The organism is Vibrio sp. 2033, from assembly GCF_033339735.1.
Genome location: NZ_JAWOVC010000037.1, coordinates 1 through 17,903, shown reverse-complemented (window position 1 = coordinate 17,903; position 17,903 = coordinate 1). Strand labels below are relative to the sequence as shown.

14 protein-coding genes and 1 pseudogene are annotated in these 17,903 nt (G+C 45.6%); 3 read left to right on the top strand and 12 right to left on the bottom strand.

Annotated features, from left to right (window positions below):
- Positions 1–116: 116 nt before the first annotated feature.
- Positions 117–704: a YjaG family protein gene (locus R7P74_RS23395; protein ID WP_005382520.1), complete on the bottom strand. Its 588-nt coding sequence runs from the start codon at positions 702–704 to the stop codon at positions 117–119.
- Positions 705–770: 66 nt separating this feature from the next.
- On the opposite strand from R7P74_RS23395, the gene R7P74_RS23390 reads away from it, so the two are divergent.
- Positions 771–1,694, top strand: a complete 924-nt coding sequence (locus R7P74_RS23390) for a D-2-hydroxyacid dehydrogenase (protein WP_047102536.1) — start codon at positions 771–773, stop codon at positions 1,692–1,694.
- 2 nt (positions 1,695–1,696) lie between these two features.
- Complete coding sequence (locus R7P74_RS23385) at positions 1,697–2,269, top strand: uracil-DNA glycosylase family protein (RefSeq protein WP_005382518.1); 573 nt, start codon at positions 1,697–1,699, stop codon at positions 2,267–2,269.
- Between the two features lie 240 nt (positions 2,270–2,509).
- On the opposite strand, the gene hemE is transcribed toward R7P74_RS23385, so the two are convergent.
- Together hemE and nudC are read right to left on the bottom strand one after the other, a co-directional pair.
- Positions 2,510–3,577: a uroporphyrinogen decarboxylase gene (gene hemE / locus R7P74_RS23380; protein ID WP_047102537.1), complete on the bottom strand. Its 1,068-nt coding sequence runs from the start codon at positions 3,575–3,577 to the stop codon at positions 2,510–2,512.
- A 247-nt stretch (positions 3,578–3,824) separates the two neighbouring features.
- Positions 3,825–4,622, bottom strand: coding sequence for an NAD(+) diphosphatase (gene nudC, locus R7P74_RS23375; protein ID WP_005382516.1), 798 nt, complete (start codon positions 4,620–4,622; stop codon positions 3,825–3,827).
- Between the two features lie 177 nt (positions 4,623–4,799).
- On the opposite strand from nudC, the gene R7P74_RS23370 reads away from it, so the two are divergent.
- Entirely contained in the window at positions 4,800–5,291 is a 492-nt protein-coding gene (locus R7P74_RS23370; RefSeq protein ID WP_005382515.1) for an Rsd/AlgQ family anti-sigma factor, read from the top strand.
- 172 nt (positions 5,292–5,463) lie between these two features.
- Here R7P74_RS23370 and rpoC read toward each other — a convergent pair whose 3' ends face one another.
- The 9 genes and pseudogenes from rpoC to tuf form a co-directional block, all read right to left on the bottom strand.
- Complete coding sequence (gene rpoC, locus R7P74_RS23365; RefSeq protein ID WP_005382514.1) at positions 5,464–9,666, bottom strand: DNA-directed RNA polymerase subunit beta'; 4,203 nt, start codon at positions 9,664–9,666, stop codon at positions 5,464–5,466.
- A gap of 104 nt (positions 9,667–9,770) precedes the next feature.
- Entirely contained in the window at positions 9,771–13,799 is a 4,029-nt protein-coding gene (rpoB, locus tag R7P74_RS23360) for a DNA-directed RNA polymerase subunit beta (RefSeq protein WP_005384685.1), read from the bottom strand.
- A gap of 251 nt (positions 13,800–14,050) precedes the next feature.
- Entirely contained in the window at positions 14,051–14,419 is a 369-nt protein-coding gene (rplL, locus tag R7P74_RS23355) for a 50S ribosomal protein L7/L12 (RefSeq protein WP_005382540.1), read from the bottom strand.
- Positions 14,420–14,476: 57 nt separating this feature from the next.
- Complete coding sequence (gene rplJ, locus R7P74_RS23350) at positions 14,477–14,971, bottom strand: 50S ribosomal protein L10 (protein WP_005382538.1); 495 nt, start codon at positions 14,969–14,971, stop codon at positions 14,477–14,479.
- A gap of 293 nt (positions 14,972–15,264) precedes the next feature.
- On the bottom strand, positions 15,265–15,966 hold the full coding sequence (gene rplA / locus R7P74_RS23345; RefSeq protein WP_005384683.1) for a 50S ribosomal protein L1: 702 nt from the start codon (positions 15,964–15,966) through the stop codon (positions 15,265–15,267).
- 4 nt (positions 15,967–15,970) lie between these two features.
- Positions 15,971–16,399, bottom strand: a complete 429-nt coding sequence (rplK, locus tag R7P74_RS23340) for a 50S ribosomal protein L11 (RefSeq protein ID WP_005384682.1) — start codon at positions 16,397–16,399, stop codon at positions 15,971–15,973.
- A gap of 163 nt (positions 16,400–16,562) precedes the next feature.
- On the bottom strand, positions 16,563–17,111 hold the full coding sequence (nusG, locus tag R7P74_RS23335) for a transcription termination/antitermination protein NusG (protein WP_005384681.1): 549 nt from the start codon (positions 17,109–17,111) through the stop codon (positions 16,563–16,565).
- A 13-nt stretch (positions 17,112–17,124) separates the two neighbouring features.
- Complete coding sequence (secE, locus tag R7P74_RS23330) at positions 17,125–17,505, bottom strand: preprotein translocase subunit SecE (RefSeq protein WP_005384680.1); 381 nt, start codon at positions 17,503–17,505, stop codon at positions 17,125–17,127.
- Positions 17,506–17,771: 266 nt separating this feature from the next.
- Positions 17,772–17,903 (bottom strand): annotated as a pseudogene (gene tuf / locus R7P74_RS23325) (elongation factor Tu); the annotation flags it as partial.

Sequence of the window (17,903 nt, the reverse complement as noted above, 5' to 3'; positions counted from 1 at the left end):
GAGTAGTTTTACAGGCAAAGCCGAAACGGATGATAACCACCTACTGAAGTAGGTGGTTTAGGGCTGAAAACAAAAAAGGCATCCAGTTAGGATGCCTTTTTCTATTTATTCAACGATTAAAGTGCAATACCGATGTTGCTCACACCTTCTTCACGTAGCTCTTCACGCAAATCTTTAATCAAGCTGATGTCACGTTCTACCGCTTCACGCAGCGGACGGAAGATAGCCCACTGGACGTCCCACTCTTCACATACGGCTTCGTTTTCTTTCTGGTTGTCGTTAGTGATTGGCTCTGCGCCTTGTGCTTGCTCTAGATCAGCAACGGTTTGTACCGACTGTTGACTCACTTTAAGCATTGAATCGAAAAGGTAGTCGCGGTCCAATAGACCATGCAGTAACGTAGACAAACCCTGACACGCGTCCATCGCTGGGTAAACGCCGTAAAAATCGAACTCATCCGCACTTGGGAACAACTCTTCTAACTTCTCCAATTGACGTTCGAAGTTAATTTTCGCGTTCTTAACTGTCAAAATTTCCCATACACTATCAAGAATCGCTCGGTAAGCACGCGGGTCAGCAAATTCTGTATTCTCACAAAACATCGCATAGTTTGGATACATGCGTTCACACAGACACGCCATAAAGGTAATTTGTTGCCAAGGTTCTAGTTTTTCTAAACGAACCTGAAGAGGATTCTTAAGCATAGTCACTCAATCATTGAAGAAAAAAACAGCGAAAGTGTACTTGATTCATCACAGGGAAAAAAGTTAATGCCGCATTCAAATCAGATTTTCCTGCTCTCAGAGCATCGCGACACCTACAAAACGTTACTGGCAGAGAAAAATCTGCCCGATCTTTGCCTCACCGACCAACCAGAAGCCGCTCAGATCGTACTAGCGGATCCACCCTTACTATCACAAAGCTTAGACGAGTTTTCACAGCTTGAATGGGTACAATCCACATTTGCTGGTGTCAACGCCTTAACATCCCCTAGCCTTCGTCAGGACTATACTCTAACTAACGTTCGAGGCATCTTTGGTCCACTGATTGCTGAATATGTTTTGGGTTACAGTATTGCCCATTACCGCCACTTTGCCCGATACCACCAGCAACAACAAAACAAACAATGGCAGCCTCACCTATACACGTCATTACAAAGTAAAACCATGGTAATTCTTGGTACCGGTAGCATTGGGGGCTATCTGGGCAACGCCGCTAAAGCAATGGGGATAAAAACTATCGGTATTAACCGCACAGGTATCCCGACTTCAGGCGGCGAGTTTCATCAGACCTTTCATATCAATGAACTAAGTAAGGCATTTGAGCAAGCCGACATCGTTGTGAATACTCTACCAAGTACACCTGAGACGCGACAGTTACTTAATCGTCAAACGCTCAGCCAACTAAATCAGGCGTTATTATTTAACGTAGGTCGTGGCGACGTACTGGATGAGACAGGGTTGCTCTTCGCTCTGAAAAACCGTTGGGTAGAACACGCCTTCTTAGATGTGTTTGAGCAAGAACCGTTATCGGTAGAGCATCCGTTTTGGAAACTACCGCAAGTCACCATCACTCCACACATTGCTGCGCTGAGTTTTCCCGAGCAAGTCATCGAGATTTTTGCTGACAACTATCTACGCTGGCGCGATGGATTTTCATTAAATTATCAAGTGGATTTCGAAAAGGGTTACTGAGAATGTCGTTAGACGAGCTATTGCAACAAGTGAGGGCCTGCCAGATCTGCGCGGATAATTTACCTTTGGGCGCAAACCCTGTCGTACAAGCCGCAAAAGGGGCACGCATCCTAATCATCGGTCAGGCCCCTGGCACACGTGTACACAAAACCTCGATACCTTGGAATGACCCAAGTGGTGATCGATTACGCCAATGGCTCGATATCGACAAAGACGTTTTCTACGACCCAAATAAAATTGCCATTGTCCCAATGGGATTCTGTTATCCAGGCAAAGGGAACTCTGGTGATTTACCGCCTCGTAAAGAATGTGCGCCCACTTGGCATAAAAAGATTCTTGAGCAGCTGCCCAATATAGAGCTCACTCTACTAATTGGTCAATACTCGCAGCAGTACTATCTCACCAACAAACCAAAGACGCTCACGCAAACCGTTCAGCAATGGCAAGATTGGGAACCGGACTTTATCCCGCTCCCTCACCCATCTCCACGCAATACATTGTGGTTAAAGAAGAATCCTTGGTTTGAATCTGACGTCGTGCCATACCTTAAAAAACGCGTTCACTCGATGCTTTAGGTCACCCATGATCTAATTGCTTGTTTATCTGTACAAGAAAATTAGAACATAAAACCTGAAATCATAAGTATTTGTTTATATTAAACTTTAATATCCAGTGTACAGCTAGAGTAGTAATTAGATCATAGTAGGCCAAATACTACTAGAGCTGTACAGCCTTGAGTCTCAGATAGAAAAACTGAATTTTAGGTAAAAAAATACCGGCACTGAATGCCGGCATTTGATTTCAAAAAGTCGAAGTTACTTGTGGTACGGCTTAGATAGCTCGTGTACCGCTTCCACAAATACACCCGCGTTTTCTGGCGGCACATCCAAATGGATACCGTGACCTAGGTTGAACACATGACCAGTACCTGCATTACCAAAACCTTCTAGAATACCCGCGACTTCTTCACGGATACGCTCTGGTGAAGCGTAAAGCATTGATGGGTCCATGTTACCTTGCAGCGCCACTTTATCACCGATACGTGCTTTCGCGTCTGCAATGTTGATTGTCCAGTCTAGACCAACCGCATCACAGCCCGTTGCTGCGATTTGCTCAAGCCACATGCCGCCATTCTTAGTAAACAGTGTGACTGGCACGCGACGACCGTCGTTTTCACGAATCAGACCATCTACAATCTTGTGCATGTATTGCAGTGAGAACAGATTGTAATCACGAGGCGTTAGTACGCCACCCCATGTGTCAAATACCATTACCGATTGCGCACCCGCTTTAATTTGCGCGTTTAAGTACTCGATAACGCTGTCTGCCAGCTTATCTAGAAGTAGGTGCAGAGTTTGTGGTTCCGCGTACATCATCTTCTTGATCTTGGTAAACGCTTTAGAGCTACCACCTTCGATCATATACGTCGCAAGAGTCCAAGGACTACCAGAAAAACCAATCAGCGGCACTTCACCCTTCAGGTCTTTACGGATCTGGCGTACTGCGTTCATTACGTATTGCAGTTCACCTTCAGGATCTGGCAAACCAATTTTTTCCACGTCGGCTTTGCATGTAATTGGGTTATCAAAAACAGGTCCTTCACCCGCAGCAAAACGCAAACCAAGCCCCATTGCATCTGGAATCGTTAAGATGTCCGAGAATAAGATCGCGGCATCAAGAGGAAAACGGCGTAATGGTTGAAGTGTCACTTCGGATGCTAATTCTGCATTTCGACACAAAGACATGAAATCACCCGCTTCTGCACGAGTCGCTTTGTATTCTGGTAGGTAACGACCTGCCTGGCGCATCATCCATACTGGCGTGTAATCTACCGGCTCTTTTAAAAGCGCACGCAGATAACGATCATTTTTTAATTCAGTCATTCCGTAATTCCAACTGTTAGGCTTTCTGTGAAAGGGGGTATTCTATCACTGATTTAAGTCCAATAGCTGTGTGCTTTGCAACCTGGATCAAGTTATTAACTTTTAAATCAATGCTTAATTTGCACCCAATCGGTATCAGTGTTAAAAATTTGTTCGCTAGCGAAAACTACAATTATAAACTGAGTACTTAGTACTCAGCATCTCATAACGACATCTTACTTACCCCCTCCCTCTCGGAGGGTTTTTTTTATCTATTTATCAGACAATTAGAGTCTATATCTTTCAGCGTTTGTTCGATAAGTGCTCTTGCAATCGTTCCTTTAGGCGCAACAGGCGGCATCTCGTCGATACCAAACCATTGTGCATCAGACAGCTCAGTGTAGTCTGGGCTTAACTCTCCGGATTCATAATCAGCTAAAAACCCCATCATCATACTGGATGGGAAAGCCCAAGGCTGGCTGCCAAAGTAACGAATGTTTTTAACGAGAATTCCCGTTTCTTCATGAATTTCTCGAGCCACGCACTCTTCTAATGTCTCACCGACTTCTAGAAAACCCGCAATAACCGTATACATACCATTTCGATGCCTTGGATGTTGGGCTAATAAGATCTGATTTTCTTTACGTACAGCAACGATAATACACGGAAATATTCTAGGATAATGAAGGGTGCGACATTCACCACACTGCATGGCTAACTGGTTATTATTAAGAAAGTTTCTTCCTCCGCACTGTGGACAAAAGCGCAAACTTTGCGTCATGTGCCCATATTGCACAGCTTTACTTAACAACATAAATAATGGCTCAGGAAAATGCAGGCAGTCACGCAGGGATACTAAAGGTAGATCATGCTCTAAATCGGCCAAGTTAAGCCACATGACGGGCGAACCAGAATACTCACCAATGGGTCTTGCACTCGTTACTGGCAGTGATAACTGCTCTGCAGACCCGAAGGGCACAGCACCATCCACCAGCCAAATTTCACTTCCTGCAACAACACACCAGTATGCATTTATCGCGCGGTTAACATCACCTTTTCTTAACATTACACCATCCCTTTGCTTGAAGTTCGTTCATTTTACTGGCAATCTAATTTCATACTAGAGTTTATCGTTAAGTAAATGTGCACTCTAAATTCTAGTAAGGACAAGAGTTTGTAATAACTTTACTAACTTTGCTTTGCAAAGGATACGTTCGCCGATGGGCGATCAGATCATGAGGGCATGGTCATGCTAAGAAAATTCAAACAAACACAAGACCAGTGGGGTGGCTCAAGTGATGTCATTGATCACTGGTTAGAGACACGACAATCCCTGATTGTTGAATATTGTAAGCTTGCAGCGCTGCAACCTTGTTCGAAAACCAATGTTATTGAACTCCCATCTCCTTCCGAACTGCAGGATTTCTGTCAGCACCTCGTTGATTACATCTCCGAAGGCCACTTTAAAATTTATGACATGGTTATGGACCGTTGGAAAGCAACCGGCTTTGTCGTGACTAATGAGATCAATCAAACCTATGGTCAAATTGTTCTAACGACTGAACCATTATTGAACTTTAACGATAAGTACTCAGAAGTGACTGAAGATGATGAATTAAATGATTTCGATTCTGATATGTGTCTCATTGGGGAAATTCTTGAGACTCGCTTTGAAGTCGAGGACTATCTGATACAGCAAATCGCAGAAAGCCTGTCTATGCCACCTGGAGCTTAGTATTTGCAAACATTCAGAAATAGAGTGAGAGAAAAGACTGACGATCATCGTCGGTCTTTTTTGTTTCTAGCTTTATCGAAAATCCCACCGGAAGAACAAAGTAGTATAAAAACTAAAAAGGCACCCGAAGGTGCCTTTTTCTTAAGCTTTTAACGATTACTCGTTATAAGACTTACTCTTCAGAAGAGAAACCAGCGTTTAGAAGTGCCGCTAGGTTATCCGTTGCTTGCTCAGCAGAAGGACCATCTTGCGCTTCAGAACGTTTAGCTTGACGCTCTTGGTGGTATGCGAAACCAGTACCAGCTGGGATCAGACGACCAACAATTACGTTCTCTTTCAGACCACGTAGGTCATCACGCTTACCAGAAACCGCAGCTTCCGTTAGTACGCGAGTTGTCTCCTGGAACGATGCCGCAGAGATGAACGACTCAGTCGCTAGAGATGCTTTAGTAATACCTAGTAGTTCACGTTCGAAACGTGCAGGCTCTTTACCTTCAGCTTCTAGGTTACGGTTAGCAATCTTAACTTGTGAGTATTCAATCTGCTCACCAGGTAGGAACTCAGAGTCACCAGAGTGAGTAATAGTACACTTACGTAGCATCTGACGAACGATAGTTTCAATGTGCTTATCGTTAATCTTAACGCCTTGTAGACGGTAAACTTCCTGTACTTCGTTAGCAATGTACTGCGTTACCGCGTGTACGCCACGTAGACGTAGGATGTCATGTGGAGACTCTGGACCATCTGCGATCACGTCACCACGTTCAACTTTTTCACCTTCGAATACGTTCAACTGACGATGCTTAGGAATCATCTCTTCGTAAGCTTCACCGCTTTCACGTGTGATCACTAGGCGACGTTTACCTTTCGTCTCTTTACCAAAGCTCACAGTACCTGTGTGCTCAGCAAGGATTGCAGGCTCTTTCGGCTTACGTGCTTCAAATAGGTCAGCAACTCGTGGAAGACCACCGGTGATATCTTTGTTACCGCCAGACTTCTGAGGAATACGTGCTAGTGTTGCACCAACACCTACTGCTGCGCCATCTTCGATGTTCACAATCGCTTTACCAGGTAGGAAGTAGTGAGCTGGCATATCAGTACCAGGGATCATTACATCGTTACCTTGCTCGTCAACAAGTTTGATAGCTGGACGCATATCTTTACCTGCTGAAGGACGAGCTGCTGGGTCAGTTACTTCGCTTGAAGATAGACCAGTTAAGTCATCCGTTTGACGAGATACTGTTACGCCGTCGATCATATCTACGAACTGGATGCGACCTGCTACCTCAGTAATGATAGGTAGTGTGTGCGCTTCCCAGTTTGCAACTGTTTCGCCAGCTTGAACTGTATCACCATCGCCTTTGCTTAGTAGCGTACCGTAAGGCAGTTTGTGCTTCTCTTTAGTACGACCAAACTCATCAACGATAGTTAACTCTGTCGCACGAGAAGTGATAACGATCTTACCGTCATCAGCCAATACAGATTTAGCGTTGTGTAGCTTGATAGAACCGTTGTTCTTAACTTGAACACTGTTCTCTGCCGCTGCTGTCGATGCCGCACCACCGATGTGGAACGTACGCATCGTTAGCTGTGTACCTGGCTCACCGATAGACTGAGCAGCAATAACACCCACTGCTTCACCTTGGTTCACTAGGTGACCACGTGCTAGGTCACGACCGTAACATTGTGCACAACAACCGAAGTCAGAATCACACGTTACTACAGAGCGCACTTTCATGCTGTCTACTGAGTTCTCTTCCATGATTTGACACCACTTCTCATCGATCAGGGTGTTACGTGGAATAAGAACGTCTTCAGTGCCAGGTTTTAGTACGTCTTCAGCAACAACACGACCAAGAGCAAGCTCAGAAAGTGCAACTTTAACATCACCACCCTCGATGTGAGGCATCATGTCGACACCTTCGTGAGTGCCACAGTCATGTTCAGTTACAACAACGTCTTGAGCAACGTCTACTAGACGACGAGTTAGGTAACCCGAGTTCGCTGTTTTCAGTGCCGTATCCGCAAGACCCTTACGAGCACCGTGCGTTGAGATAAAGTACTGAAGTACGTTTAGACCTTCTTTAAAGTTCGCTGTGATCGGCGTTTCGATGATTGAACCATCTGGACGCGCCATCAGACCACGCATACCCGCAAGCTGACGAATCTGTGCTGCAGAACCACGAGCGCCCGAGTCCGCCATCATATAGATGCTGTTGAATGACTCTTGCTGTTCCTCTTCACCGTCACGGTTAACTACCGTTTCAGATGAAAGGTTTTCCATCATTGCTTTCGCAACACGGTCGTTGGTCGATGCCCAGATATCGATAACTTTGTTGTAGCGTTCGCCCGCAGTAACAAGACCTGATTGGTACTGTTCCTGGATTTCACGTACTTCTTCTTCCGCTTCTGCGATTTCAGTGTACTTAGCTGCTGGTACAACCATATCGTCGATACCAACAGATACACCAGAAAGTGCCGCGTATGCGAAACCTGTGTACATGATTTGGTCAGCGAAGATTACTGTGTCTTTCAGACCTAGTTTACGGTACGCCTCGTTAAGTAGGTTAGAGATTTGCTTCTTACCTAGCTTTTGGTTAACGATGCTGTACGGTAGACCAGCTGGCACGATTTGCCATAGCATTGCACGACCAACAGTGGTGTCTACCATCTTGGTTTCTGTAGTGCTGTTGCCGTCTTCGTCTACAACAGTTTCTGTAATTCGTACTTTAACGCGTGCGTGAAGCTCAGCTTGTTTAGTGCGGTATGCTTTCTCAGCCTCTTCTGGGCCAGAAAGGTACATGCCTTCACCTTTCACGTTGATCTTTTCACGAGTCATGTAGTACAGACCCAATACAACGTCCTGAGAAGGTACGATGATCGGATCACCTGACGCTGGCGACAGAATGTTGTTTGTCGACATCATCAGAGTACGAGCTTCAAGTTGTGCCTCTAGAGTTAGAGGTACGTGAACCGCCATTTGGTCACCATCGAAGTCCGCGTTGTACGCCGCACAAACAAGTGGGTGTAGCTGAATCGCTTTACCTTCGATCAGTACTGGTTCGAACGCCTGGATACCTAGACGGTGAAGTGTCGGTGCACGGTTCAATAGTACTGGGTGTTCACGGATTACTTCGTCTAGGATATCCCAAACGACCGCTTCTTCACGCTCTACCATTTTCTTAGCAGCTTTGATTGTAGTCGCAAGACCACGAGTCTCTAGCTTGCTGTAGATGAATGGTTTGAATAGCTCAAGTGCCATCTTCTTAGGAAGACCACACTGGTGTAGACGCAGGTATGGACCTACTGTGATTACAGAACGGCCAGAGTAGTCTACACGTTTACCTAGAAGGTTCTGACGGAAACGACCTTGTTTACCCTTGATCATATCAGCAAGAGATTTCAGAGGACGCTTGTTAGAACCTGTGATCGCACGACCACGACGACCGTTATCTAGTAGCGCATCAACAGACTCTTGCAGCATACGTTTTTCGTTACGTACGATGATGTCCGGAGCCGCTAGCTCTAGAAGACGCTTCAAACGGTTGTTACGGTTGATCACACGACGGTATAGATCGTTAAGATCAGAAGTCGCAAAGCGGCCGCCATCTAGAGGTACTAGAGGACGTAGATCTGGCGGAAGTACTGGAAGTACAGTTAGGATCATCCACTCAGGGTTGTTACCCGATGCGATGAACGCTTCTACCAGCTTAAGACGCTTAGTTACTTTCTTACGCTTAGTTTCAGAGTTTGTTGTCTCTAACTCTTCACGCATTTGTTCTGCTTCAGCGTGCATATCCATAGAACCTAGTAGGTCCTTGATAGCTTCCGCACCCATCTTAGCAGTGAACTCGTCGCCCCACTCTTCTAGACGATCTAGATACTCTTCTTCAGTAAGCATCTGACCTTTTTCTAGATCAGTCATACCAGGCTCTGTTACTACGTACATTTCGAAGTACAGAACGCGTTCGATATCACGTAGAGGGATATCCATTAGTAGACCGATACGAGACGGTAGCGATTTTAGGAACCAGATGTGAGCTACTGGTGAAGCCAGTTCAATGTGGCCCATACGGTCACGACGAACTTTAGTTTGTGTAACTTCTACACCACACTTCTCACAGATAACACCACGGTGCTTCAGGCGCTTGTACTTACCACAAAGACATTCGTAGTCTTTAACTGGACCAAAGATACGCGCACAGAACAGACCATCGCGTTCAGGTTTGAACGTACGATAGTTGATCGTTTCAGGTTTTTTAACTTCACCGAAAGACCATGAACGGATCATGTCTGGTGAAGATAGACCGATTTTGATTGCATCAAATTCTTCGGTCTTATGCTGTGCTTTTAGAAAGTTTAATAAGTCTTTCACAATCAGCTCCTGTAAGGAGTTAAAAGGAGCTCACTCGCTAAAGTGAGCACCTTCTTCCAAATAATCGCTTTGATTCTCTCGACTTTCATCAAGAGAGAAAAGGATTACTCTTCGTCTTCTAGCTCGATGTTGATACCTAGCGAGCGGATCTCTTTCAACAGTACGTTGAACGATTCTGGCATGCCAGGTTCCATGCTGTGGTTACCGTCTACGATGTTCTTGTACATCTTAGTACGGCCGTTAACGTCATCCGACTTAACCGTTAGCATTTCTTGTAGCGTGTAAGCAGCACCGTATGCTTCTAGTGCCCATACTTCCATCTCACCGAAACGCTGACCACCGAACTGAGCTTTACCACCTAGTGGTTGCTGAGTTACTAGGCTGTACGAACCAGTTGAACGAGCGTGCATCTTGTCATCAACAAGGTGGTTCAGTTTCAGCATGTACATGTAACCAACAGTTACAGGACGCTCAAACGCATCACCTGTGCGACCATCAAACAGTGTTAACTGACCTGATGTTGGTAGATCTGCTAGCTCAAGAAGTGCTTTGATTGACTCTTCTGGAGCGCCATCAAATACAGGAGTCGCGATTGGTAGACCGCCACGCAAGTTCTTGATCAGAGTACGTACTTCATCATCAGATAGAGAAGCAATGTCTACTTTCTGGCGAGTGTCGCCTAGATCGTAAACTTTTTGTAGGAACTCGCGGAATTTCGCTAGTTCTTGCTGCTCTTTAACCATCTGGTTGATCTTGTCACCGATACCTTTCGCTGCCAGACCTAAGTGTACTTCTAGGATCTGACCGATGTTCATACGCGAAGGTACACCCAGTGGGTTAAGTACGATGTCTACAGGCTGACCTTTCTCATCGTATGGCATGTCTTCAACAGGGTTGATCTTAGAGATTACACCCTTGTTACCGTGACGACCCGCCATCTTATCACCAGGCTGAATGCGACGTTTAACCGCTAGGTAAACCTTAACGATCTTCAGTACACCAGGTGCTAAATCATCACCTTGAGTGATCTTACGACGCTTAGTTTCGAACTTCTTATCAAAGTCGGCTTTTAGCTCATCCCACTGCTCAGCAAGTTGCTCAAGCTGAGTTTGTAGTGCGTCATCTTCTAGCGTTAGTTCTAGCCACTTCTTACGATCAGTTGTGTCTAGTTTCGCTTCAGAGTAACCGCCTTCAATCAATACAGCTTTAACACGGTTTAGAAGGCCGCCCTCAAGAATCTGGAATTCTTCAGTTAGGTCTTTCTTCGCTTCTTTAAGCTGCATCTGTTCGATTTCAAGCGCACGCTTGTCTTTCTCTACGCCATCGCGAGTAAAGACTTGAACGTCGATGATCGTACCTGATACAGAGTTAGGTACACGTAGTGAAGTATCTTTAACGTCAGATGCTTTTTCACCGAAGATTGCACGTAGTAGCTTCTCTTCAGGCGTTAGCTGAGTTTCACCTTTAGGTGTAACTTTACCAACTAGGATGTCGCCACCCTTAACTTCAGCACCGATGTAAACGATACCCGACTCGTCTAGTTTAGACAGAGCAGACTCACCTACGTTTGGAATATCCGCTGTGATCTCTTCAGAACCAAGCTTAGTATCACGCGCCACACAAGTCAGTTCTTGGATGTGGATAGTCGTGAAACGGTCTTCTTGAACTACGCGCTCAGATACTAAGATCGAGTCTTCGAAGTTGTAACCGTTCCAAGGCATGAACGCGATACGCATGTTTTGACCAAGCGCTAGTTCACCAAGGTCTGTTGAAGGACCATCAGCAAGAACGTCACCGCGTGATACAGGCTCACCTGGCATCACACATGGGCGCTGGTTAATACATGTGTTCTGGTTAGAACGTGTGTATTTAGTCAGGTTGTAGATGTCGATACCAGCTTCACCTGGTACTAGCTCTTCTTCGTTAACTTTAACAACGATACGAGAAGCATCTACTGACTGGATTACACCACCACGTTTAGCAACTGCAGTTACACCTGAGTCAACTGCTACGTTACGTTCAATACCAGTACCAACAAGCGGTTTGTCAGCTTTCAGTGTTGGAACTGCCTGACGTTGCATGTTCGCACCCATCAATGCACGGTTCGCATCATCGTGTTCTAGGAACGGGATAAGCGATGCAGCGATAGATACAACCTGGTTTGTCGCAACGTCCATGTACTGAGCGTGCTCACGAGGGTGTAGACCAGATTCACCTTTCTGACGAGCTGTGATCAGCTCATCTGCAAAAGTACCATCTTCGTTTAGCTTAGCGTTCGCCTGTGCGATAACGAATTGGCCTTCTTCGATTGCAGATAGGTAATCTACTTCGTCTGTTACTACGCCATCTACAACGCGACGGTATGGTGTCTCTAGGAAACCGTACTCGTTACAACGCGCAAACGCAGATAGAGAGTTGATCAGACCGATGTTTGGACCTTCAGGCGTTTCGATAGGACATAGACGACCGTAGTGAGTTACGTGTACGTCACGTACTTCGAAGCCAGCACGTTCACGAGTTAGACCGCCAGGACCCAATGCAGAAATACGACGCTTGTGCGTTACTTCTGATAGCGGGTTGTTTTGGTCCATGAACTGTGAAAGCTGTGAAGAGCCAAAGAATTCTTTAACTGCCGCAGAAATTGGCTTCGCGTTGATCAAGTCTTGAGGCATGATTGCGTCAAGATCGCCTAGGCTTAGACGCTCTTTAACTGCACGCTCAACACGTACTAGACCTACACGGAACTGGTTCTCAGCCATTTCGCCTACAGAACGGATACGACGGTTGCCTAGGTGGTCGATATCGTCCACTTCGCCCTTACCGTTACGGATCGCGATCAGCTTCTTCATCACTTCGATGATATCAGTTTCATCAAGTGTGCCTTGCTCTTGAGCATCTTCACGGCCGATAGAGCTGTTGAACTTCATACGACCAACAGTCGATAGATCGTAACGCTCTTCAGAGAAGAATAGGCTTTCGAATAGAGCTTCTGCAGCTTCTTTTGTTGGCGGCTCACCAGGGCGCATCATCCGGTAGATTTCTACCAATGCAGAAATACGATCAACCGTGCTGTCGATACGTAGTGTTTCTGACATGAATGGACCGTGGTCTAGATCGTTCGTGAATAGAACTTCTAGCGCTTTGTGGCCAGCCTGAGATAGGTTCGCTAGTGCTTCCAGGCTGATTTCCTGGTTAGCGTTAACAATGATCTCGCCTGTTGCTTCATTGATGTAATCTTTTGATGCAACTTTACCTACGATGTACTCAACTGGTACTTCGATGTGATCAACACCATCTTTTTCTAGTTGGCGGATATGACGAGCTGTTACGCGACGACCTTGCTCAACGTAAACTTTACCATTTGCTTCGATGTCGAATGACGCAGTTTCACCACGTAGACGATCAGGAACCAACTCCATCAATAGAGTTTGGTCTTTCACTTCGAAGTTCACTTTCTCGAAGAAGATATCTAGGATTTCTTCTGTCGACTTACCTAGTGCACGAAGGATGATCGATGCTGGTAGCTTACGACGGCGGTCGATACGAACGTACAAGTTATCCTTAGGATCAAACTCGAAATCAAGCCATGAACCACGGTAAGGAATAACACGTGCGTTGTATAAAACTTTACCTGAAGAGTGGGTCTTACCCTTATCGCTGTCGAAGAACACGCCTGGGCTTCGGTGCAGCTGGGATACGATAACCCTCTCGGTACCGTTGATTACGAAGGTACCATTGTCTGTCATGAGTGGAATTTCACCCATGTAGACTTCTTGTTCTTTAATGTCTTTTACAGTACCTGCTGGCGCGTCTTTATCAAAGATAACTAGGCGTAGTTTTACACGTAGTGGCTTTGAGTAAGTTACACCGCGGATTTGACATTCTTTAACGTCAAAAACTGGCTCACCAAGACGGTAGCTAACGTATTGCAGCTCAGAATTGCCGTTGTAGCTCTGAATCGGGAATACAGAACGGAAAGCGGCTTCAAGACCGTATTGACCTTCAGGATCCTGTTCGATAAATTTGTCGAACGAATCGAGCTGGATCGATAGCAGGTATGGAATGTCCAAAACTTGTGGACGAGTACCAAAGTCCTTACGGATGCGCTTTTTCTCGGTATAAGAGTAAACCATGGGGTTCCTCAGCTCGCTGATAAGTGACCCAAACTGTCCGCCCGCTCCTAGTTACTTAAGGGGGTAAGGGACAGTGACTAATATAGCTGTTTACTGTAGTGACATTTCATTTCGTAAGAATGAAATGTTTTTTGCATGGATATCAGGCGCTTAAACAGCGGGAAAATTCGCCTATACCCTACAGCGCAAAAAGGCCGGTGGTTAAAAAACCACCAGCCAATTAGCCGTTAGGCTAAGAAACTATGCAATAATTACTTAACAGCAACAGTTGCACCAGCTTCTTCTAGCTGAGCTTTAAGAGCTTCAGCTTCTGCTTTCTCAACACCTTCTTTAAGAGGTGCTGGAGCGCCGTCTACTAGAGCTTTAGCTTCTTTAAGACCTAGGCCAGTTGCGCCACGTACTGCTTTGATTACAGCAACTTTGTTACCGCCAGCAGCTTCTAGGATTACGTCGAATTCAGTTTGCTCAGCAGCAGCTTCGCCTGCAGCAGCGCCGCCAGCTACAACAGCAGCAGCAGCAGAAACACCGAATTTCTCTTCCATTGCTTCGATTAGTTCAACAACTTGCATTACAGACATTTCTGCAACTGCGTCTAGGATTTGCTCGTTAGTAATAGACATAACAATTCTCTTTTAAGTCAACAATAAGTTTATTAAGCAACCAGTAAAAAGCAAGGCTTATGCCGCTGCTTCTTGTTTTTGATCGCGGATAGCTGCGATAGTACGCGCCAGCTTGCCAGCCGAAGCTTCTTTCATGCACATCATTAGGCGTGCAATTGCTTCGTCGTAAGTTGGTAGTGTTGCTAGTACTTCAGCGTCAGTTAAAGCGCCTTCAAATGCAGCAGCTTTGATCTCGAAATCTTTGTTCTCTTTAGCGAAGTCTTTGAAAAGACGCGCTGCAGCACCTGGGTGCTCATTAGAGAATGCGATTAGAGTAGGACCAGTGAAAGTGTCAGTTAGACACTCGTACTCAGTACCTTCAACCGCACGACGAGCAAGAGTGTTACGAACAACTCTCATGTAAACGCCAGCTTCACGAGCTTGTTTACGTAGAGAAGTCATCGCGCCAACTTGAACGCCACGAGAATCAGCTACAACTGCAGAAAGTGCACCACTGGCAGCTTCGTTGACTTCAGCAACAATTGCTTTTTTGTCTTGAAGGTTTAAAGCCATCTTGGATTTACTCCTGGTTGTCGTTACACCACTCACTATCATCACGACAGTGAGAGCTATTGAGGTGCTTCCCCAGAAGAAAGTTAACTATATTACATAGAGCTTTCTGTCAGTTCGGGCACCATCTACGTAGGATAATTAAGTTTGCTTTTACACAAACACCTACGGTCTTGGACGGAGACTGGGTCTTAATTCATTTCGAACTAGGAGACAGTTCAAAGAACCAAAGTTCAGCCCCAACCACAAATATTAGGCGCGAAATTATACACTAATTTTGCGCCTAAGCAAATAAATTATGCTTGAGTGTTCAGGCTAGCCTGATCAACAGCAACACCAGCACCCATAGTAGTAGAGATGCTTACTTTCTTCAGGAAAGTACCTTTCGCTGAAGATGGCTTAGCTTTCTTCAGAGCAACTAGAAGTGCTTCTAGGTTCTCTTTGATCTGCTCAGCAGAGAAGTTTGCTTTACCGATAGTAGTGTGGATGATGCCGTTTTTGTCGTTACGGTAACGAACCTGACCAGCTTTAGCGTTTTTAACTGCTTCAGCAACGTTAGGAGTTACAGTACCAACTTTAGGGTTTGGCATAAGACCGCGAGGACCTAGGATAGTACCTAGTTGACCTACAACGCGCATTGCATCTGGAGAAGCAACAACTACGTCAAAGTTCATTTCGCCTTTCTTAACTTGCTCAGCAAGATCTTCCATACCTACGATGTCTGCGCCAGCTTCTTTAGCTGCTTCAGCGTTAGCACCTTGAGTGAACACTGCAACGCGGATTTCGCGGCCAGTACCGTGAGGTAGTACAGTTGCACCACGTACGTTCTGGTCAGATTTACGAGCATCAATGCCTAGGTTAACAGCAACGTCTACAGACTCAACGAATTTAGCAGTCGCTAGTTCTTGAAGAAGAGCAACAGCTTCGTTGATTTCGTATTCTTTAGTTACGTCAACTTTTTCGCGGATTACGCGCATGCGCTTAGTTAGTTTTGCCATCTTATTAACCCTCTACCACTAGGCCCATTGAACGAGCAGTACCAGCGATAGAACGCTTCATCGCTTCGATGTCAGCACCAGTCATATCAGCAGCTTTAGTTTCTGCGATTTCTTGGATTTGAGCGTCAGTTACAGTACCAACTTTTTCAGTGTTTGGACGACCTGAACCAGACTTAACGCCAGCAGCTTTCTTAAGAAGAACAGCAGCAGGTGGAGTCTTAGTTACGAACGTGAAAGAACGGTCGCTGTATACTGTGATAACTACTGGAGTTGGTAGACCTTTCTCAATAGATTCTGTTTTTGCGTTGAACGCTTTACAGAATTCCATGATGTTCACACCGTGTTGACCTAGTGCAGGACCTACTGGTGGACTAGGGTTAGCCATACCAGCAGCAACTTGTAGCTTGATGTAAGCTTCAACTTTCTTAGCCATGATAATTCCTAAGTTTGGGTACAAACGCTAATCGCGGATCAGCTCCCCGTTTGTGTAAGAAACTTTTTACTTCACTTGAAGTAAAAAGGCGCGAAATTATAGTCATAATCCGCGCCTTATACAACCCTAAAAAGGTGATTTTTTATACTCTTTAACGAAGAGTCTAGTCCAGCTTTTCAACCTGACCAAATTCAAGCTCAACTGGTGTCGCACGACCAAAGATCGATACAGACACTTTCAGGCGGCTCTTCTCGTAATCCACTTCTTCAACCGTACCGTTGAAGTCAGCAAATGGACCTTCGTTAACACGTACCACTTCACCCGCTTCGTACATTGTACGCGGACGAGGCGCTTCACTCGCTTTCTCAAGACGATTAAGAATCGCGTCAGCCTCTTTATCCGTGATAGGTGCCGGACGGTCTGAGGTACCACCAATGAAGCCCATGACACGCGGCACACTGCGTACTAGGTGCCATGATTCATCGTTCATAATCATCTGAACAAGGACGTAACCTGGGAAGAACTTACGCTCAGATTTGCGACGCTGACCCGCGCGCATTTCCACTACTTCTTCAGTAGGAACCAGTACTTCACCGAATAGCTCTTCCATGCCGTGCATTTTGATATGCTCGCGCAGAGATTGAGCTACACGACCTTCAAATCCAGAGAAGGCTTGAACCACATACCAGCGTTTTTTTGGAGCTTCACTCATGAATAAAAACCCTCTATACCCCAGTTGCTAGAGCTACTAGACGAACCATAATTCCGTCAATACCCCATAGCACTAGAGCCATTACAATACTTACAGCTAAAACGATCAGTGTTGTTTGCATGGTTTCTTGGCGAGTAGGCCAAACAACTTTACGTACTTCCATACGAGATTCTTTTGCAAAACTGATCGCTGCTTTACCTTTAGTCGTTGTTGCTGCAACGCCTAAGGCAGCTGCAATAAGAACAACAACGCCTGCAGCACGAACCACTACAGACATTTCACCATACAGGTAATTACCCACAACAGCGGCAGCTGCCAATACGAAAGCGGCTACCCACTTAAACGTATCTGCTGCGTTTGAGCTATCAGGAGTTTCAGCATTATTTGCTTTCATAAAACCAACCTGTTACAAGTCTTAATATAGACGACAACAACCCCGCTGTTGCAGGGCAAACTCCATATCGCTGAAAAAATCAGCGTACTCTTCTTAAGATTAAGCCTCTTTGCTTAATCTTGCTCTGCGCCCAACCCACTTCTGAACAAGAAAACAGCAAAAATAATGTTGAGTGCAGAAAAAGGGCATCAAATGATGCCCTTTTTGCTACTGGTTCGTCAAATCTAATTCAAGATTTTCCGAAAGCATCGCTAATTCGCTATGAATTAGTCGAAGATCTTAGCAACAACACCAGCACCTACTGTACGGCCACCTTCACGAATCGCGAAACGTAGACCTTCGTCCATTGCGATTGGTGCGATTAGCTCTACAGTCATCTGTACGTTGTCGCCTGGCAT